The sequence below is a fragment of the Paenibacillus sp. M-152 genome (genome assembly GCF_003856555.1).
GTDB lineage: Bacteria > Bacillota > Bacilli > Paenibacillales > Paenibacillaceae > Paenibacillus > Paenibacillus polymyxa_C.
In genome coordinates this window covers 4,954,376-4,969,348 of the sequence record NZ_CP034141.1, presented here as the reverse complement: position 1 = coordinate 4,969,348, position 14,973 = coordinate 4,954,376, and the positions used below count along the sequence as shown (strand labels likewise).

Here is a 14,973-nt window from a genome sequence, read left to right as displayed (position 1 = left end):
ATGACACAACTTTGACACGATGTTCACATTTTTGATTCAATTTCATTTAAATTTATTCTATATAATGGGGATAATCTGAAGCCCGGTTATGGCAACCATGGCAAGTTAGCTGAGTGGGTCATTTCCTAAAAAAGTGACGGTTTCATATGTAAGAGTGTGAATATAATCACAAATACAAAAGACTTCAGATCACAAACATTAAATCATTGTTAAGGGAAGTACAGGGGAGGAGCAGCATCATGGACGTATTGGATTTGGCACGGTTGCAGTTTGCAACCACTACGATTCTTCATTTTGTTTATGTGCCGATCTCCATTGGATTGTCATTGTTGGTGGCAATTATGGAGACTATGTATGTTATCAAGAAAAAAGACTTGTACAAAAAAATGGCTCAATTCTGGGGGACATTTCTGCTGATTAACTTTGCGCTAGGGGTAGTCACCGGGATTTTGCAGGAGTTCCAGTTCGGAATGAATTGGTCGGACTTTTCCCGTTTTGTCGGTGATGTATTTGGTACACCGCTAGCCATTGAAGCATTGCTCGCATTTTTCCTGGAATCGACCTTTATCGGTCTATGGGTATTCGGCTGGGAAAGATTATCCAAAACTGTCCATTTAATTTGCATGTGGCTAGTAGCGATCGGTACGATGCTCTCGGCTTTGTGGATTTTGGCTGCCAATTCATTCATGCAACGTCCCGTAGGATATGGGGTTGTAAATGGTCGGGCAGAAATGCAGGATTTTGCTGCTTTGTTAACGAACGAGCAGCTTTTGTGGGAGTATCCTCACACCATTTTTGCTGCCATTGCAACCGGTGCTTTCCTCGTAGCAGGGATTAGTGCTTGGAAGCTGATGCATAAAAAGAATATGGACTTTTTTAAACCTTCTTTTAAATTGAGCATTATTGTTGCATTAATCTGTGCCATTGCTATTCCTTTGTTTGGTCATGGACAGGCTCAATATTTGATCAAAACACAGCCCATGAAGATGGCAGCCAGTGAAGCTCTGTGGGGAGACAGCGGCGATCCGGCGCCTTGGACGGTTATTGCAAATATTGATCCTGATAAGCAGGAAAATACCTTTGAGATTAAGGTTCCGTTTGCACTGAGCTTTCTGTCGTATAGCAAGTTTTCTGGCTCTGTGCCTGGTATGAAGGAACTTCAAGCACAGTATGAAAAGACCTACGGTCCAGGTGATTATATTCCGCCTGTCCGTACGACCTTCTGGAGCTTCCGCATTATGATTGCGGCAGGATGTGCCATGATTGCACTTGCTCTGTACGGAGCTTACCTGAGTTTTCGACAAAAATTGGAGGGCTCACATCGTTGGTTCTTCCGCCTTATGCTGTGGGGGATATCGCTCCCGTTCATTGGGAATACAGCAGGCTGGATCATGACAGAAATGGGACGTCAGCCGTGGACTGTGTTTGGCTTGCTTCAAACGAAAGATTCTGTTTCACCTACCGTTGTAGCAGGAGAAGTGCTGTTCTCCCTGATTGCATTTACGACGCTGTATCTCATTTTAACGGGTGTACTGGCATTCCTGTTTGCTCGCACCGCTCGTAAAGGCCCAGATATTGAGCCGCATCAGCATACAGTCATTCATGATCCATTTGCTCAAGGAGGTGACAGCATTGTCGTTAAATGATTTATGGTTCTTATTGATCGCAGTGTTGTTTACAGGCTTCTTTTTTCTAGAGGGCTTTGATTTTGGCGTGGGGATGGCAACAGGATTAGTGCCGCGTAATGACCAACAAAAACGTTTGATGATCAATACGATTGGTCCATTCTGGGATGCCAACGAAGTGTGGCTGATTACAGCAGCAGGTGCGATGTTTGCCGCTTTTCCGCATTTTTATGCAACGATGTTCAGCGGATATTATCTGGTATTTGTGTTTATTTTGCTAGGTTTGATCTTGCGAGGAGTCTCCTTTGAGTTCCGTGGCAAGGCCGAAGGAAAAGGGTGGACAGGAACGTGGGATACTTGCATTCTGATTGGCAGCTTCCTGCCGCCGATGCTGTTTGGTATGGCCTTTGCGGCTTTGGTGAAAGGTGTACCTATTCAGCAAAACATGGATTTGAAAGCCGGATTTTTGGATGTGTTCAATGGATACACCGTATGGATTGGACTGACAGTGGTCGGAATGTGCCTCATGCACGGGCTGACGTTCATTTCTCTGCGGACGATTGGTGAAGTCAGAGATCGTGCTCGTGTGATCGCGTCCAAATTTCTTCCGGTTTTGGGAATTCTACTTGCTGGTATGGTGGTATGGACTTATTTTGCAACGGATTTATTTGCACGTCGCGGTCCCTTTATGTATGTTGCGGTAGCGGTGGGAATTCTCGCCTATGTGCTGACATGGTATTTCCTGAGGCAGCGCCGCGAAGGGTGGGCTTTCGGGATGACAGGTGTCATCATTTTGCTAAGCTTCGTTTCGTTATTCGTTGGCTTGTTCCCAAGATTTATGGTGAGCTCGATCAACAGTGCTTTTGATTTGACGATATATAATGCAAGCTCCAGTCATTACACACTGAAAGCCATGACGATTGTTGCAGCAATGCTTTTACCCTTTGTGTTGGCTTATCAGGCGTGGAGCTATTTTGTTTTCCATAAGCGTCTCAGTGAGAAGGATCATCTGGAATACTAATGGATAAAGCCTGGTTTGAATTAAAGGGCATTCGGCCAGTAATGCTGCTGCTGGCCGCCCTTTCCCTGCTCCAGGGAGCAGCGGTAATTGCACAAGCCATCTTTTTGGCAAAGGCTGTAACGGTTTTGTTTAATAAAAATCCGCTGGTAATGGCTTGGCCATCGCTGGCGTTGTTTTTCGCGGCTTTTGCAGTGAGGCATACGATGATTTGGCTGCAACGCCGGACAGCCGGTCGTTTCGCCGAAGCAGCAGGCGCTTCCTTACGGGAGCGTCTGCTTGCGCGTTTGTTCGAGCGGGGTCCGGGTTTTGCCGCGCAGGAAGGAAGCGGCAAGTTGGTGACGCTAGCGCTGGATGGTGTGGATCGGTTTCGCAATTATTTGGAAATATCCATTCCTCGTATAATAGACATGATGGCTGTAACCTTACTGGTGCTTGTGTATGTTTTCACATTAGATATGATTTCAGGTGTGATTTTGACGACTACGATGCCGATTTTGGTGGGCTTCTTTATTTTACTCGGCTTGGCGGCGCGAAAGCAGGCAGACAAGCAGTGGCGTTCCTATCGTCTATTATCACATCATTTCACGGATTCGTTGCGTGGCCTACAGACACTAAGGTTTTTGGGACGCAGTCGGGCGCATGGGGAAACCGTAGGGAAGGTCAGCGACCAATACCGTACGGCAACGATGCGTACGCTGCGGGTAGCGTTTCTTTCTTCATTTGCCCTCGACTTTTTCAGTATGCTGTCGGTCGCTTTTGTAGCAGTAGGCTTGGGGCTGCGTCTGATTAGTGGTTCGGTGGGACTGGAGGCAGCGCTTGCGGTGCTTATTCTGGCACCGGAATATTTTATGCCTATACGCCAGTTGGGATCAGACTATCACGCCTCATTGGACGGTAAGGAGGCTTGGGGAGCGATACGCTCCATTCTCGTTGCAGAGGATGAAACGATAGAGCCGAAGACAGCTAATGATAAAGGATTAGACATCACGGGGCAGGACATCCTCAAGCTGTCCGATGTGTGTTTTCTTAATGAAGACGGCTCCGCCCGGCTTGAACATGTGTCTGCAAGTGTTGAACCGCACATGAACATGATTGGCATCGTCGGAGCGAGCGGTGCAGGCAAAACGACATTGCTTAGTCTGCTTGGCGGTTTTTCTGACCCCACTTCAGGTGAGCTGACCCTTAATGGATGCCGATTATCTGCGGATACCAAAGCTGAATGGCAACGGCATATTGCCTATATTCCACAGCATCCTTACCTGTTTAGCGCTACTTTGGCAGATAATATTCGCTTTTATGAACCGGAAGCATCCAACCAGCAGGTAGAGTGGGCGATTGACGCGGTTGGACTGCGTGAACTGGTGAATGGCCTTCCGGGTGGTTTGAATGAGCCTATTGGGGAAGCAGGTCGGACATTGAGTGGAGGGCAGGCGCAGCGGATTGCCTTGGCGCGGGCTTTGCTTAGTAACCGTCCGATCATTTTATTGGACGAGCCTACAGCACATTTGGATATTGAGACAGAATGGGAGTTAAAACAGACCATTTTGTCCGTATTGAAACACAAAAGAATGTTTCTTGCCACCCATCGGCTGCATTGGATGCCGGATATGGACTGTGTCTGGATGATGAATCAAGGCCGTCTGGAAGAGGTAGGTTCCCATCAGCAACTAGTTGCCCAAAAGGGAGAATATTACCGATTGCTGACGGGAATGTCGGAAGGAGGGGACGGACGATATGAGAGCAACGGACAATAGTAGCCAAGGCTGGTTTTTGCCTTATCTGAAACACTATTTTTGGGCCCTTCTGGCAGCTGCTCTTTTGGGTGCACTATCCATTGGATGTGCAGGCGCGCTGCTCTTTACGTCCGGCCATCTGATTACTCGCTCGGCCTTAAAGCCTGAAAATATATTAATGGTGTATGTGCCCATTGTGCTTGTGCGAACGTTTGGTTTTAGTAAAGCCGTCATTCAGTATCTGGAACGCTTGGTAGGCCATGATGCTGCGCTGCGCCTTGTGTCTCGTATGCGGGTACGCTTGTATCGGGCAGTGGAACCGCAGGCGCTGATGATTCGCAGCAAATTTCGTACAGGGGATCTATTGGGATTGCTGGCGGAGGACATTGAGCAGCTTCAAAATATCTATCTGAAGCTGGTTCTGCCTGCGTTATCGGCTTTGCTGATTTATGCAGCAGGCATCTTGGCGCTTGGCTGGATGGACGGAACATTTGCCTTGCTGATGGCGCTATATGGGGGATTTTTGCTGTTCATCGCCCCGGCTATCTCACTTGGGACCTCACTCGCCAAACGGCTTACGTTCAAGCAGGAACGGAGTAAAGCCTATCAGGAACTGACGGATGCTTTGTTCGGCATGAGTGATCTGGTGCTGAGTGGACGGACTGGGCATTTCCTTAGCACCTTTACACAACGGCACAAGAGGGCTGCCATGGTTGAAAGTTCACTTCGTCGGAACGAGTGGCGTTCTCATTGGATCGCACAATGCCTTGTAGGCGGCGGAATTGTAATTATGACTGTGTGGGCCGGAGGACTGGTAGCACAGAATCGCATTGAAGCCACATGGCTGGCATCCTTTGCCTTAGTAACTTTTCCGTTGCTGGATGCCTTCGTTCGCGCTGGAGAAGCGGTGGTTCATGCGCCGGAGTATCAGGATTCACTTCGACGGCTAAAGGATTCCGAGAAAGATACATCTGCACTTGCAGCACGATCAGATGCAGGACAACCAGCAGCAGACGATGCAGCAGATACTAAAGAAGAACAGGCTACCGCTCAGCGATTAAGCCACCGGGGAGACCTACTGCTGAACAACGTAAGCTTCCGCTATGCGGCAACGCAGAAATGGAGTGTGCGTAATATCTCCCTACACGTACCCCAGGGGGGGAAGGTTGCATTGCTTGGCCGCAGTGGTGCGGGCAAGTCTACGCTGCTGAATCTGATTCAGGGAGCATTGCAACCTGATGAAGGGAGCGTCACTGTCGCAGGCGTGCCCGTATTTACAGGTGGAGCATACTCCAGTCTGTTTGCGGTGCTAAACCAGCAACCGTATTTGTTCGATACGACGGTAGCGAACAATATTCGTTTAGGGCGACCTGACGCCACGCTCGATGAGGTTCGTGCAGTAACGGAGCAGGTAGGGCTTGGAACCCTGATCGATTCTTTACCAGAGGGTTACGATACTAGAATGCAGGAGACGGGTCTTCGCTTTTCTGGTGGAGAAAGACAGCGCATTGCACTGGCGCGGATTTTGCTGCAAAACCATCCGATTGTTTTGCTGGATGAGCCGACAGTGGGGCTTGATCCACTGACGGAGCATGAACTTATGCAGACGATGTTTCGCGTACTGGAAGGCAAAACATTGATCTGGATCACTCATCATCTCACGGGGATGAAGCATATGGACGAGGTGATCTTTATGGAACAAGGCGCCATCTCCATGCGAGGCAGTCATGATGAGCTTTGGCGCGATCATGCCCGGTACCGTAATCTGTATAAGCTAGATCATCCGGATCTGGAAAAATAGTGATGATCACCGTGTCGGATAATATGATTCATCTGCTAGAAGCTTTGAAACAAGGTATTTAAAATTTCGATTAACTTTTATATACTGGTTAGAGTTGATGCGTCACATGTCATGTAGACATTCAACTGGAGGGGGCTGAAAGAAATGAAAACACTCATCTCTAAACATTGGCATTTGATGCTGATTGGTTTTGTAGCCCTGATCATGGGCGGGTTTGTCTTGTTTTATTTTCAGGGGAGCGTGTCGTCGTTTCCGGCCGTTCAACCTAAACAAGCTCAGGAAGAACCAGATGAAGCCAAATACGAGATTGTGACAGTGGGTGTAAAAGGGGACGGTTTCTATCCTAAAAATATTGAAGTGAAAGCCGGCGTTCCAACCAAGATCAATTTCAAGAAAATGACGTCTTTTACTTGCATTGATGAAGTACAGTCGTTGAAGATCGGAATGGACGTTTACCTGGATCACGAAAATAATTATTTTACCGTCCAGGACTTGAAACCGGGCGTATATGAGTATAATTGTGGCATGTACATGTACTACGGGACGATCACAGTAAAATAAATCAAAAAAGGCTTTCTGGCACATTGATGCCAGAAAGCCTTTTTTCTTTTAACTAGGTGAATTGGGACAGTATGTGTATATATATCATCATCCAGCTGTGGTGCAATATGCACTATCCTTTACCTCTGATCAGCTTACATTAGCTGATCTTTTGTTTTTTCTTCTCTCAGGGAATTTACATGAGAACGGAGCAGGCGGAATGGTGCTGTACAAGCGATAGCGGTCGCCTTTGTCCCCGGATTTCAGCCTTTGTCTGCTTATCCAAGAAATCCGGGGACAACAGCGATGGGAAGCACCATCCGCATGCGTAGTGGCACGAATGTAATTTTTTTCATCCCATATATCTAATTTTGAACTGATTTTTCTCCTAATTCGTCGGGTACCCGCTTCTGAGCCAGCAAAGTATGATAATAGTATCTAGAGATGAGGAGGAGCTTGTTATGGGATCTTCAACTGAAACCGCTTCCAGCGCTGATACTGCAGTTCCTGAATCCAATCGGGGAAGACCGCGTAAGGCTCGCGGATCGAAGCCCGAACGTGGTGAAAAAGGCTTGTGGAACAGCGTGAAACAGCAAAAGTATCTTTACTTTATGTCCATTCCTTTCGTCATATGGGTGTTTGTTTTCAGTTATTTTCCACTATGGGGCTGGACAATGGCGTTTCAAAATTATAAACCAGCCAAATCGTTTTGGGATCAAAAGTGGGTAGGGTTGGACAACTTTATTGAGCTTTTTCAGGATGAACGTTTTTATCTGGTATTACGCAATACGCTGGCGATGAGCCTGATGGGTATTGTTTTTGGTTTTGTTGTACCGATCTTTTTTGCAATTCTGTTAAATGAGTTGCGTGGTATGCTGTTCAAGCGAGTTGTGCAGACAGTATCCTACCTTCCGCATTTTGTATCATGGGTAGTTGTGGCCGGATTGGTAACGAAAATGCTGTCCATTGACGGAGGGATTGTTAACGATATATTGGTAGCGCTTCATATTGTGGATGAACCGATTCAGTTCATGGCCAAGGGGAGTTGGTTTTGGTACATTGTAACCGCTTCCGACATATGGAAAGAGACGGGTTGGAATACGATTATTTATTTAGCCGCCATCACAGGAATTGACCAGGAACAGTATGAAGCTTCGCGTGTGGATGGGGCCAGCCGCTGGAGACAGATGTGGCATATTACACTGCCGGGTATCCGCTCGACTATCGCCATTCTGTTTATTATGGCGATTGGGCATCTGGTCAGCAATGGTTTTGAAAAGCAGTTCTTACTTGGCAACAGTCTCGTAACGGATTATTCGGAAGTGCTGGATTTGTATGCACTGAATTACGGGATTAATTTGGGCCGCTTCTCTTACGGGACGGCAATAGGCATTTTCAACTCAATGGTTAGCATTCTATTGTTGTTTACAGCGAACGGTATATTCAAAAAACTGACCAAAGAAAGCATCATGTAGGGAGGGAGAAGCGAAATGACGAATAAGGCATTTAACGCTACACGGTCAGAAAAGCTGTTTGACTTGTTCAACTATGTTCTCATGGCTCTGATCGTGGTGTTGACGCTGTACCCGTTTCTGAACGTACTGGCAATTTCCCTGAACAATTCGACGGATACGGTGCGTGGCGGTATTTATATATGGCCGCGCCAGTTTACACTCGAAAATTACAAAACGATTTTCCAATACGATGGCCTGCTTCGGGGTCTGCAGGTATCCATTTTACGTACAGTGGTTGGAACGCTGCTGGGACTCATCTGTGCTTCTATGCTTGCATTTACGCTGAGTCGGGTCGATTTCCGCGCGCGCAAGTTCATATCCACGTTTCTGGCGCTGACGATGTATTTTTCCGGCGGGATGGTGCCTGTGTTTATTTTGATGCGTGATTTGCATTTGCTGGGCTCGTTCTGGGTGTATATTTTTCCGGGGCTGATCAGCGCATTTAACGTTTTTGTCATTCGTTCCTTTATGGATGGTTTGCCATATGCGTTACAGGAGTCTGCAAAGCTGGATGGAGCAAATGACTTTACAATATATTGGAAGGTTATTCTACCGCTGTGCAAGCCTGTACTGGCGACAATTGCTCTTTTTTTAGCGGTAAATCAATGGAACGCATGGTTTGATACGTACTTGTACAACGGAACCGCCGCACAATGGACAACGCTGCAATTTGAGCTGATGAAGATACTGCAAAGTACGCAGCAAGGCGGCGCCAATATGGCGAATAACAACGATATGGCTAAGCAAATGGCTCAAATTTCGCCAGAGTCGATTAAAATGGCAATCACGATTACCGTCACGCTTCCTATTTTGCTCGTATATCCATTCCTACAAAAGTATTTTGTAGGCGGTATGACACTGGGAGCTGTTAAATCATAACAATCAAATCGTTACAGTCCATTCACAACGGTAAAATCCTACAAATGCAGGAGGTCTTGAACATGAAAAAACACTGGTCCAGATTTGCATTGATTCCCTTGCTCGCCGTATCTCTTGCAGCACTCGCAGGTTGCGGTGGAAGCGATAAAGCAGCAAAGGAAGGCTCATCCAGCGGCACAGATCCGATTACGTTTAGCTTCTTCGGAGCAGATACAAGCCCGCAATGGAATGGAATGAAAGATGAAATAGGCAAGGAAATCACCAAGAAAACAGGTGTAACCTTGAATGCGGAATTTGATGTCAGCGGCGGAGGTGGAGATGACCGAATTGCTTTGATGGCAGCAAGTGGAGAATACCCAGACCTGGTCTCTCCTAAAGCAAATATTAACAAGCTTGTGGATGCGGGGGCCATGATTGATCTGACCGATCTGATTAACGATCACGCGCCTAACCTCAAAAAGCTCTACGGTCCCTATATGGATCGGCTGAAATACAGCAATAAAGATCAAGCTATCTATGTTATTCCTACGTATGCAGGTGTTGGACAGGAGAGTTTTGATGCGACGGGAGGATTTGAAATTCAGCATAAGGTGCTTAAGGAGCTGGGATATCCCAAGGTAAGAACCTTACAGGATTTTGAAAACGTACTCAAAACCTATACAGCCAAGCATCCGACGATCAATGGCAAAAAAACGATCCCTCTCACGCTGGATGCGGACGACTGGAGAATTATGATTACCGTAACGAACCCTGCCTTCCAGACGACTGGAGCGCCGGATGATGGTGAATATTTTATTGATCCCAAAACATTTGAAGCCAAGCTTCATTACAAACGTCCGGAAGAAAAGGAATATTTCCGTTGGTTGAACCACATGTACAATGAAGGGCTGCTCGATAAAGATTCGTTTGTACAAAAAAGTGACCAATACAAATCCAAAATTGCCAGCGGCCGTGTCCTGGGTCTGATCGACCAAGAGTGGGGTTATCAGGATGCCGAAAATGCATTAAAAGCGTCAGGTAAGTCTGATGCCAGCTATGCACATTTTCCAGTTACACTTTCGGAGGAATATAAGGATCGTTCCTTTCAGGATACAGGATTTGCGTCCGGTTATGGTGTAGGGATTACGGAAAGTTGCAAGGACCCGGTGCGGGCTATTAAATTTCTGGATTATTTAGCTTCTGATGAAGGACAGGTGCTTGTGAACTGGGGAATCGAAGGTAAGCACTATGAAATCAAAGATGGCAAACGCGTCATTCCTGCCGATGTATTGGATCAAAAAACGAACAATACAACCAGCTTCAATAAATCCACTGGAATAGACTTGTACACATTAATGAGCGGACACTATGGTGACGGGGTGAAAGACTCTACGGGTAACTACTACACTGCCAAATTCCCGGAACAAATTATCGCGGCTTATTCGAAGCCGGAGAAAGAATCACTTAAAGCGTATGGCGTAAAAACGTGGAAGGAACTGTTTCCAGACAAAGAAGAATTTGATGTGAAGCCTTGGGGCGCGGCCTATAACATAACGACAGACAATGAATCCAACTATAACGTTACATTCAAAAAAACGACAGACATTATCCGCAAACGGATACCGGAAGCGATATTAGCACCAGCTTCCAATTTTGATACGATATACGACAACATGATTAAAGAACTGGATGCCGCCGGAGCTGTCCAAATGGAACAGCAATATACGCAACTGGTGAAGGACAGAGTGGAGTTATGGAGTGGGAAAGCGTCCAAATAGTAAGTCCATTTATCCAAACTTTGAAATCTCGGAGTGACAGAGCGCATGCGCCATGGGCAACACGGGAGCAGCGCTCTGTCTGACCCTGATGAGGGAGGGTTTGACGTGACGAAAAGCGAAAGGCCACAGTCCCTGCGGTTATGGTATCGCCAGCCTGCTGAGGTATGGGAGGAAGCATTGCCAGTCGGCAATGGACGGCTGGGAGCTATGGTATTTGGCGGAATCAGGGAGGAGCATTTGCAATTAAACGAGGATACGCTCTGGTCCGGATTCCCCAGGGATGGCGTTCAGTATGATGCATTGCGATATTTAAAACCTGCCAGAAAGCTGATTGCAGATAGAAAATACAAAGAAGCCGAACAACTGATTACTTCAAACATGCTGGGCCGCGATACAGAAGCCTACCAGCCTTTGGGAGATTTGTGGATTACGCAGGAGAACCTAGGGGAGATTGCGCATTATGAACGGGAACTGGATATGCAGACCGGAACGGCAGCGGTCACTTTTCAGAGTGATGGAGTCCGCTATACTCGTGAAGTTATCGCCAGTGCACCCGATGGAGTCATTATGGTGTCACTGACTGCGAGTAAGGTCGGAAAAATCCATGCATCTGTGCGCATGACCACACCCCATCCTTGTGAGGATGAAGTTGGAGAGAATGCACTTGAGAATTCCTCCAAATGGGCTAGCGATGACGATCCATCCGAGGAACCGACCAGGGACTTTATTACGTTGACTGGACGAGCGCCCAGTCATGTGGAATCTAATTATCACGGCGATCATCCACAGTCTGTCGTTTACGAAAATGATTTGGGGATGGCTTTTGCAGTTCAGGCGAGGGTTATTCCCGAGGGAGGAACCTTGACGACGGGAGATGACGGAGCATTGATCATCTCGGACGCGGATAAAATCACGGTATATTTGGCAGCAGCTACCGGATTTCGGGGATTCCAGGCTATGCCGAATAGTGATGCAACGGAGTCAGTAGAAGCCTGCAAAGTCACTCTAGACGGAGCGATTTCGCTGGGAAGTGAGCAGGTGCGGCAACGCCATGAGCAGGATCACCGGAAGCTGTTTGACCGTGTTGCATTAGAACTGGGAAGTGACACGCTAACCGACGAGTCCGTTCTCCCGACCGACCTGCGATTAGAACACTATCAGAAAGGTCAGGCAGACCTGGGGCTGGAAGTGCTGTTATTTCAGTATGGACGCTATTTGCTTATGGGCAGTTCACGTCCGGGCAGTCAGCCCGCCAACCTTCAGGGCATCTGGAATGACCGGGTACAGCCGCCGTGGAATAGTAACTATACAACCAATATTAATACACAGATGAATTATTGGCCCGCAGAGGTATGTAATCTTGCCGAGTGCCATGAGCCATTGCTGCACATGATTGGAGAAGTCGGTCGTACGGGACGTAGGGTCGCTTCCATCCATTATGGGGCTCAAGGATGGACAGCTCACCACAATATAGATGTGTGGAGAAACGCCGGACCGTCAGGTGGCCATGCCAGTTGGGCATTTTGGCCGCTTGGGGGTGTATGGCTGACTGCTCACCTATGGGAACGTTATCTGTTCACCTTGGATACAACCTATTTGGCAGAACAGGCTTATCCGCTTATGAAGGGGGCGGCAGCCTTTTGCCTGGACTGGCTCGTGGAGGGCCCGGCTGGTCGGCTCGTAACGTCTCCATCCACATCACCTGAAAATAAATTCATCACGCCCGAAGGCGAGGATGGCAGTATATCGATGGGTTCCACGATGGACATGACGCTGATTTGGGAGCTGTTGAGCAACTGTATTCAGGCCGCGGATCTGCTGGAATTAGACGATGAATTCCGCAAACGCTGCGAGGAGACACGGGAACGATTAATGCCCTATCAAATCGGCCGTCACGGTCAGTTACAAGAATGGTTGGTCGATTTTGAGGAAGCGGAGCCTGGTCATCGACATGTTTCGCATCTTTATGGGGTTTATCCCGGCCGACAGATCCATATCCGCGATACTCCGGAGCTGGCTGAGGCGGCCCGCATATCGTTACGCCGCCGACTCGATCATGGTGGCGGGCATACCGGGTGGAGCTGTGCCTGGTTGATTAACCTGTACGCCCGGCTGGAAGATGGCGACACTGCGCATCGGTATGTTCGCACGTTGCTGTCGCGATCGACCTACCCTAATTTATTTGACGCTCACCCGCCTTTTCAGATCGACGGTAACTTTGGTGCGACGGCAGGCATCGCAGAAATGCTGCTGCAAAGCCGCCCGGGCGAGCTGACGCTATTGCCTGCCCTGCCATCGGCATGGCCGGAGGGACGGGTCAGCGGCTTGAAAGGGCGTGGCGGGATTACGGTCACCATGGAGTGGTCCGGTTCGCGGCTCGTCCGTGCGGAGCTTACCGCATCTGTCCAGACGGGAAGCTGCACGATTCGCAGTGCACACCCGTTTAGCGCAGATGCTCGTCAGGCTCAGTCTGATCCCAAGCACGGAGGATTTATTTTGTCATGGATTTTTACCAAAAAGCAGGGAAAAACGAATGAACATACGATTATAATTGAGGGAGAGGGTGAAACACAATGACTATTTTTCAATTTCCGCAGGACTTTATGTGGGGTACCGCAACAGCCGCCTACCAAATCGAGGGGGCATATCAGGAGGATGGGAGAGGGTTGTCGATCTGGGATACCTTTGCCCATACGCCTGGTAAAGTGTTTAACGGGGATAACGGCAATGTAGCTTGTGATAGCTATCATCGCTACGAAGAAGATATCCGTCTCATGAAGGAACTGGGCATTCGTACATATCGGTTCTCGGTGTCCTGGCCGCGTATATTCCCGAATGGTGACGGTGAAGTCAATCAAGAAGGATTGAACTATTATCATCGCGTTGTTGATTTGTTGAACGACAACGGGATTGAACCGTTTTGTACACTGTATCACTGGGATCTGCCACAGGCGCTACAGGATGCGGGAGGATGGGGAAATCGTCGTACGATACAGGCATTTGTCCAGTTTGCGGAAACGATGTTCCGTGAGTTTCACGGTAAGATACACCATTGGCTCACATTCAATGAACCTTGGTGCATCGCCTTTTTATCCAATATGTTAGGAGTTCATGCTCCGGGTCTGACGAATCTCCAGACAGCGATTGATGTAGGACATCATCTGCTGGTCGCGCATGGCCTATCTGTACGCCGATTCCGCGAGCTAGGCACCAGTGGCCAGATCGGTATCGCTCCCAATGTCTCCTGGGCTGTTCCTTACAGCACCTCTGAGGAAGATAAAGCGGCTTGTGCGCGCACGATTTCTCTGCATAGTGACTGGTTTCTCCAGCCTATTTATCAAGGCTCGTATCCTCAGATTTTGGTAGACTGGTTTGCGGAGCAGGGAGCCACCGTACCTATACAAGATGGAGATATGGACATTATCGGTGAACCTATAGATATGATCGGTATCAATTATTATAGTATGTCGGTTAATCGCTTTAATCCGGAAGCAGGCTTTCTTCAATCTGAAGAAATCAATATGGGACTACCTGTAACGGATATCGGCTGGCCGGTGGAGTCACGTGGGCTGTATGAGGTACTACATTATTTGCAAAAATACGGTAACATCGATATTTATATCACAGAGAACGGGGCTTGTATCAATGATGAAGTCGTAAACGGAAAGGTGCAGGATGACCGTCGAATTTCGTACATGCAGCAGCATTTGGTGCAGGTACACCGGGCGATTCATGACGGCCTCCATGTTAAAGGGTATATGGCCTGGTCACTTATGGACAATTTTGAGTGGGCAGAGGGATATAATATGAGATTTGGCATGATTCATGTCGATTTTCGCACACAAGTCCGTACCCCCAAGGAAAGTTACTATTGGTATCGAAATGTAGTAAGTAATAACTGGTTGGAGACTAGACGTTAAATCAAGAGAAATGATCTGAATATAAAGCAAATTTAGGTCTGCCTCCGCTCCCGTTTGTTTAAATAGGAGGTCCTCTGGGGTAATAATAGCCAAGATGAATTACAGATGGTTCTAGTATGTAGAGACCGGCAGGAATAATAAAATAAAAAATGTGCATACTGAAAAAAATACCTGGCGAGGGCA

The 14,973-nt window shown here is 47.8% G+C and carries 10 protein-coding genes; all 10 read left to right on the top strand.

Features of this window, described 5'->3' with window-relative positions:
- Positions 1 to 239: 239 nt before the first annotated feature.
- The gene (locus tag EGM68_RS21840) at positions 240 to 1,646 is read left to right on the top strand and encodes a cytochrome ubiquinol oxidase subunit I (protein ID WP_025674770.1); all 1,407 of its coding nucleotides are present in this window, start codon (positions 240 to 242) and stop codon (positions 1,644 to 1,646) included.
- Positions 1,633 to 2,646, top strand: coding sequence for a cytochrome d ubiquinol oxidase subunit II (gene cydB / locus EGM68_RS21835; protein WP_129549998.1), 1,014 nt, complete (start codon positions 1,633 to 1,635; stop codon positions 2,644 to 2,646). Before EGM68_RS21840 ends, cydB begins: the two co-directional genes overlap by 14 nt.
- Complete coding sequence (cydD, locus tag EGM68_RS21830) at positions 2,646 to 4,400, top strand: thiol reductant ABC exporter subunit CydD (RefSeq protein ID WP_025674772.1); 1,755 nt, start codon at positions 2,646 to 2,648, stop codon at positions 4,398 to 4,400. Before cydB ends, cydD begins: the two co-directional genes overlap by 1 nt.
- On the top strand, positions 4,381 to 6,180 hold the full coding sequence (cydC, locus tag EGM68_RS21825; protein ID WP_129549997.1) for a thiol reductant ABC exporter subunit CydC: 1,800 nt from the start codon (positions 4,381 to 4,383) through the stop codon (positions 6,178 to 6,180). The genes cydD and cydC overlap by 20 nt, the downstream gene beginning before the upstream one ends.
- A 144-nt stretch (positions 6,181 to 6,324) precedes the next feature.
- Positions 6,325 to 6,741 carry a cupredoxin domain-containing protein gene (locus EGM68_RS21820; RefSeq protein WP_025674777.1) on the top strand — a complete coding sequence of 139 codons (417 nt, stop codon included), beginning with the start codon at positions 6,325 to 6,327 and terminating at the stop codon, positions 6,739 to 6,741.
- Between the two features lie 440 nt (positions 6,742 to 7,181).
- On the top strand, positions 7,182 to 8,195 hold the full coding sequence (locus EGM68_RS21815) for an ABC transporter permease (RefSeq protein WP_129549996.1): 1,014 nt from the start codon (positions 7,182 to 7,184) through the stop codon (positions 8,193 to 8,195).
- Between the two features lie 15 nt (positions 8,196 to 8,210).
- Positions 8,211 to 9,113: a carbohydrate ABC transporter permease gene (locus EGM68_RS21810; protein WP_040102855.1), complete on the top strand. Its 903-nt coding sequence runs from the start codon at positions 8,211 to 8,213 to the stop codon at positions 9,111 to 9,113.
- A gap of 62 nt (positions 9,114 to 9,175) precedes the next feature.
- Entirely contained in the window at positions 9,176 to 10,870 is a 1,695-nt protein-coding gene (locus tag EGM68_RS21805) for an ABC transporter substrate-binding protein (RefSeq protein WP_129549995.1), read from the top strand.
- Between the two features lie 105 nt (positions 10,871 to 10,975).
- On the top strand, positions 10,976 to 13,447 hold the full coding sequence (locus EGM68_RS21800) for a glycoside hydrolase family 95 protein (protein WP_129549994.1): 2,472 nt from the start codon (positions 10,976 to 10,978) through the stop codon (positions 13,445 to 13,447).
- On the top strand, positions 13,444 to 14,790 hold the full coding sequence (locus tag EGM68_RS21795; protein ID WP_129549993.1) for a GH1 family beta-glucosidase: 1,347 nt from the start codon (positions 13,444 to 13,446) through the stop codon (positions 14,788 to 14,790). Before EGM68_RS21800 ends, EGM68_RS21795 begins: the two co-directional genes overlap by 4 nt.
- Positions 14,791 to 14,973 lie beyond the last annotated feature (183 nt).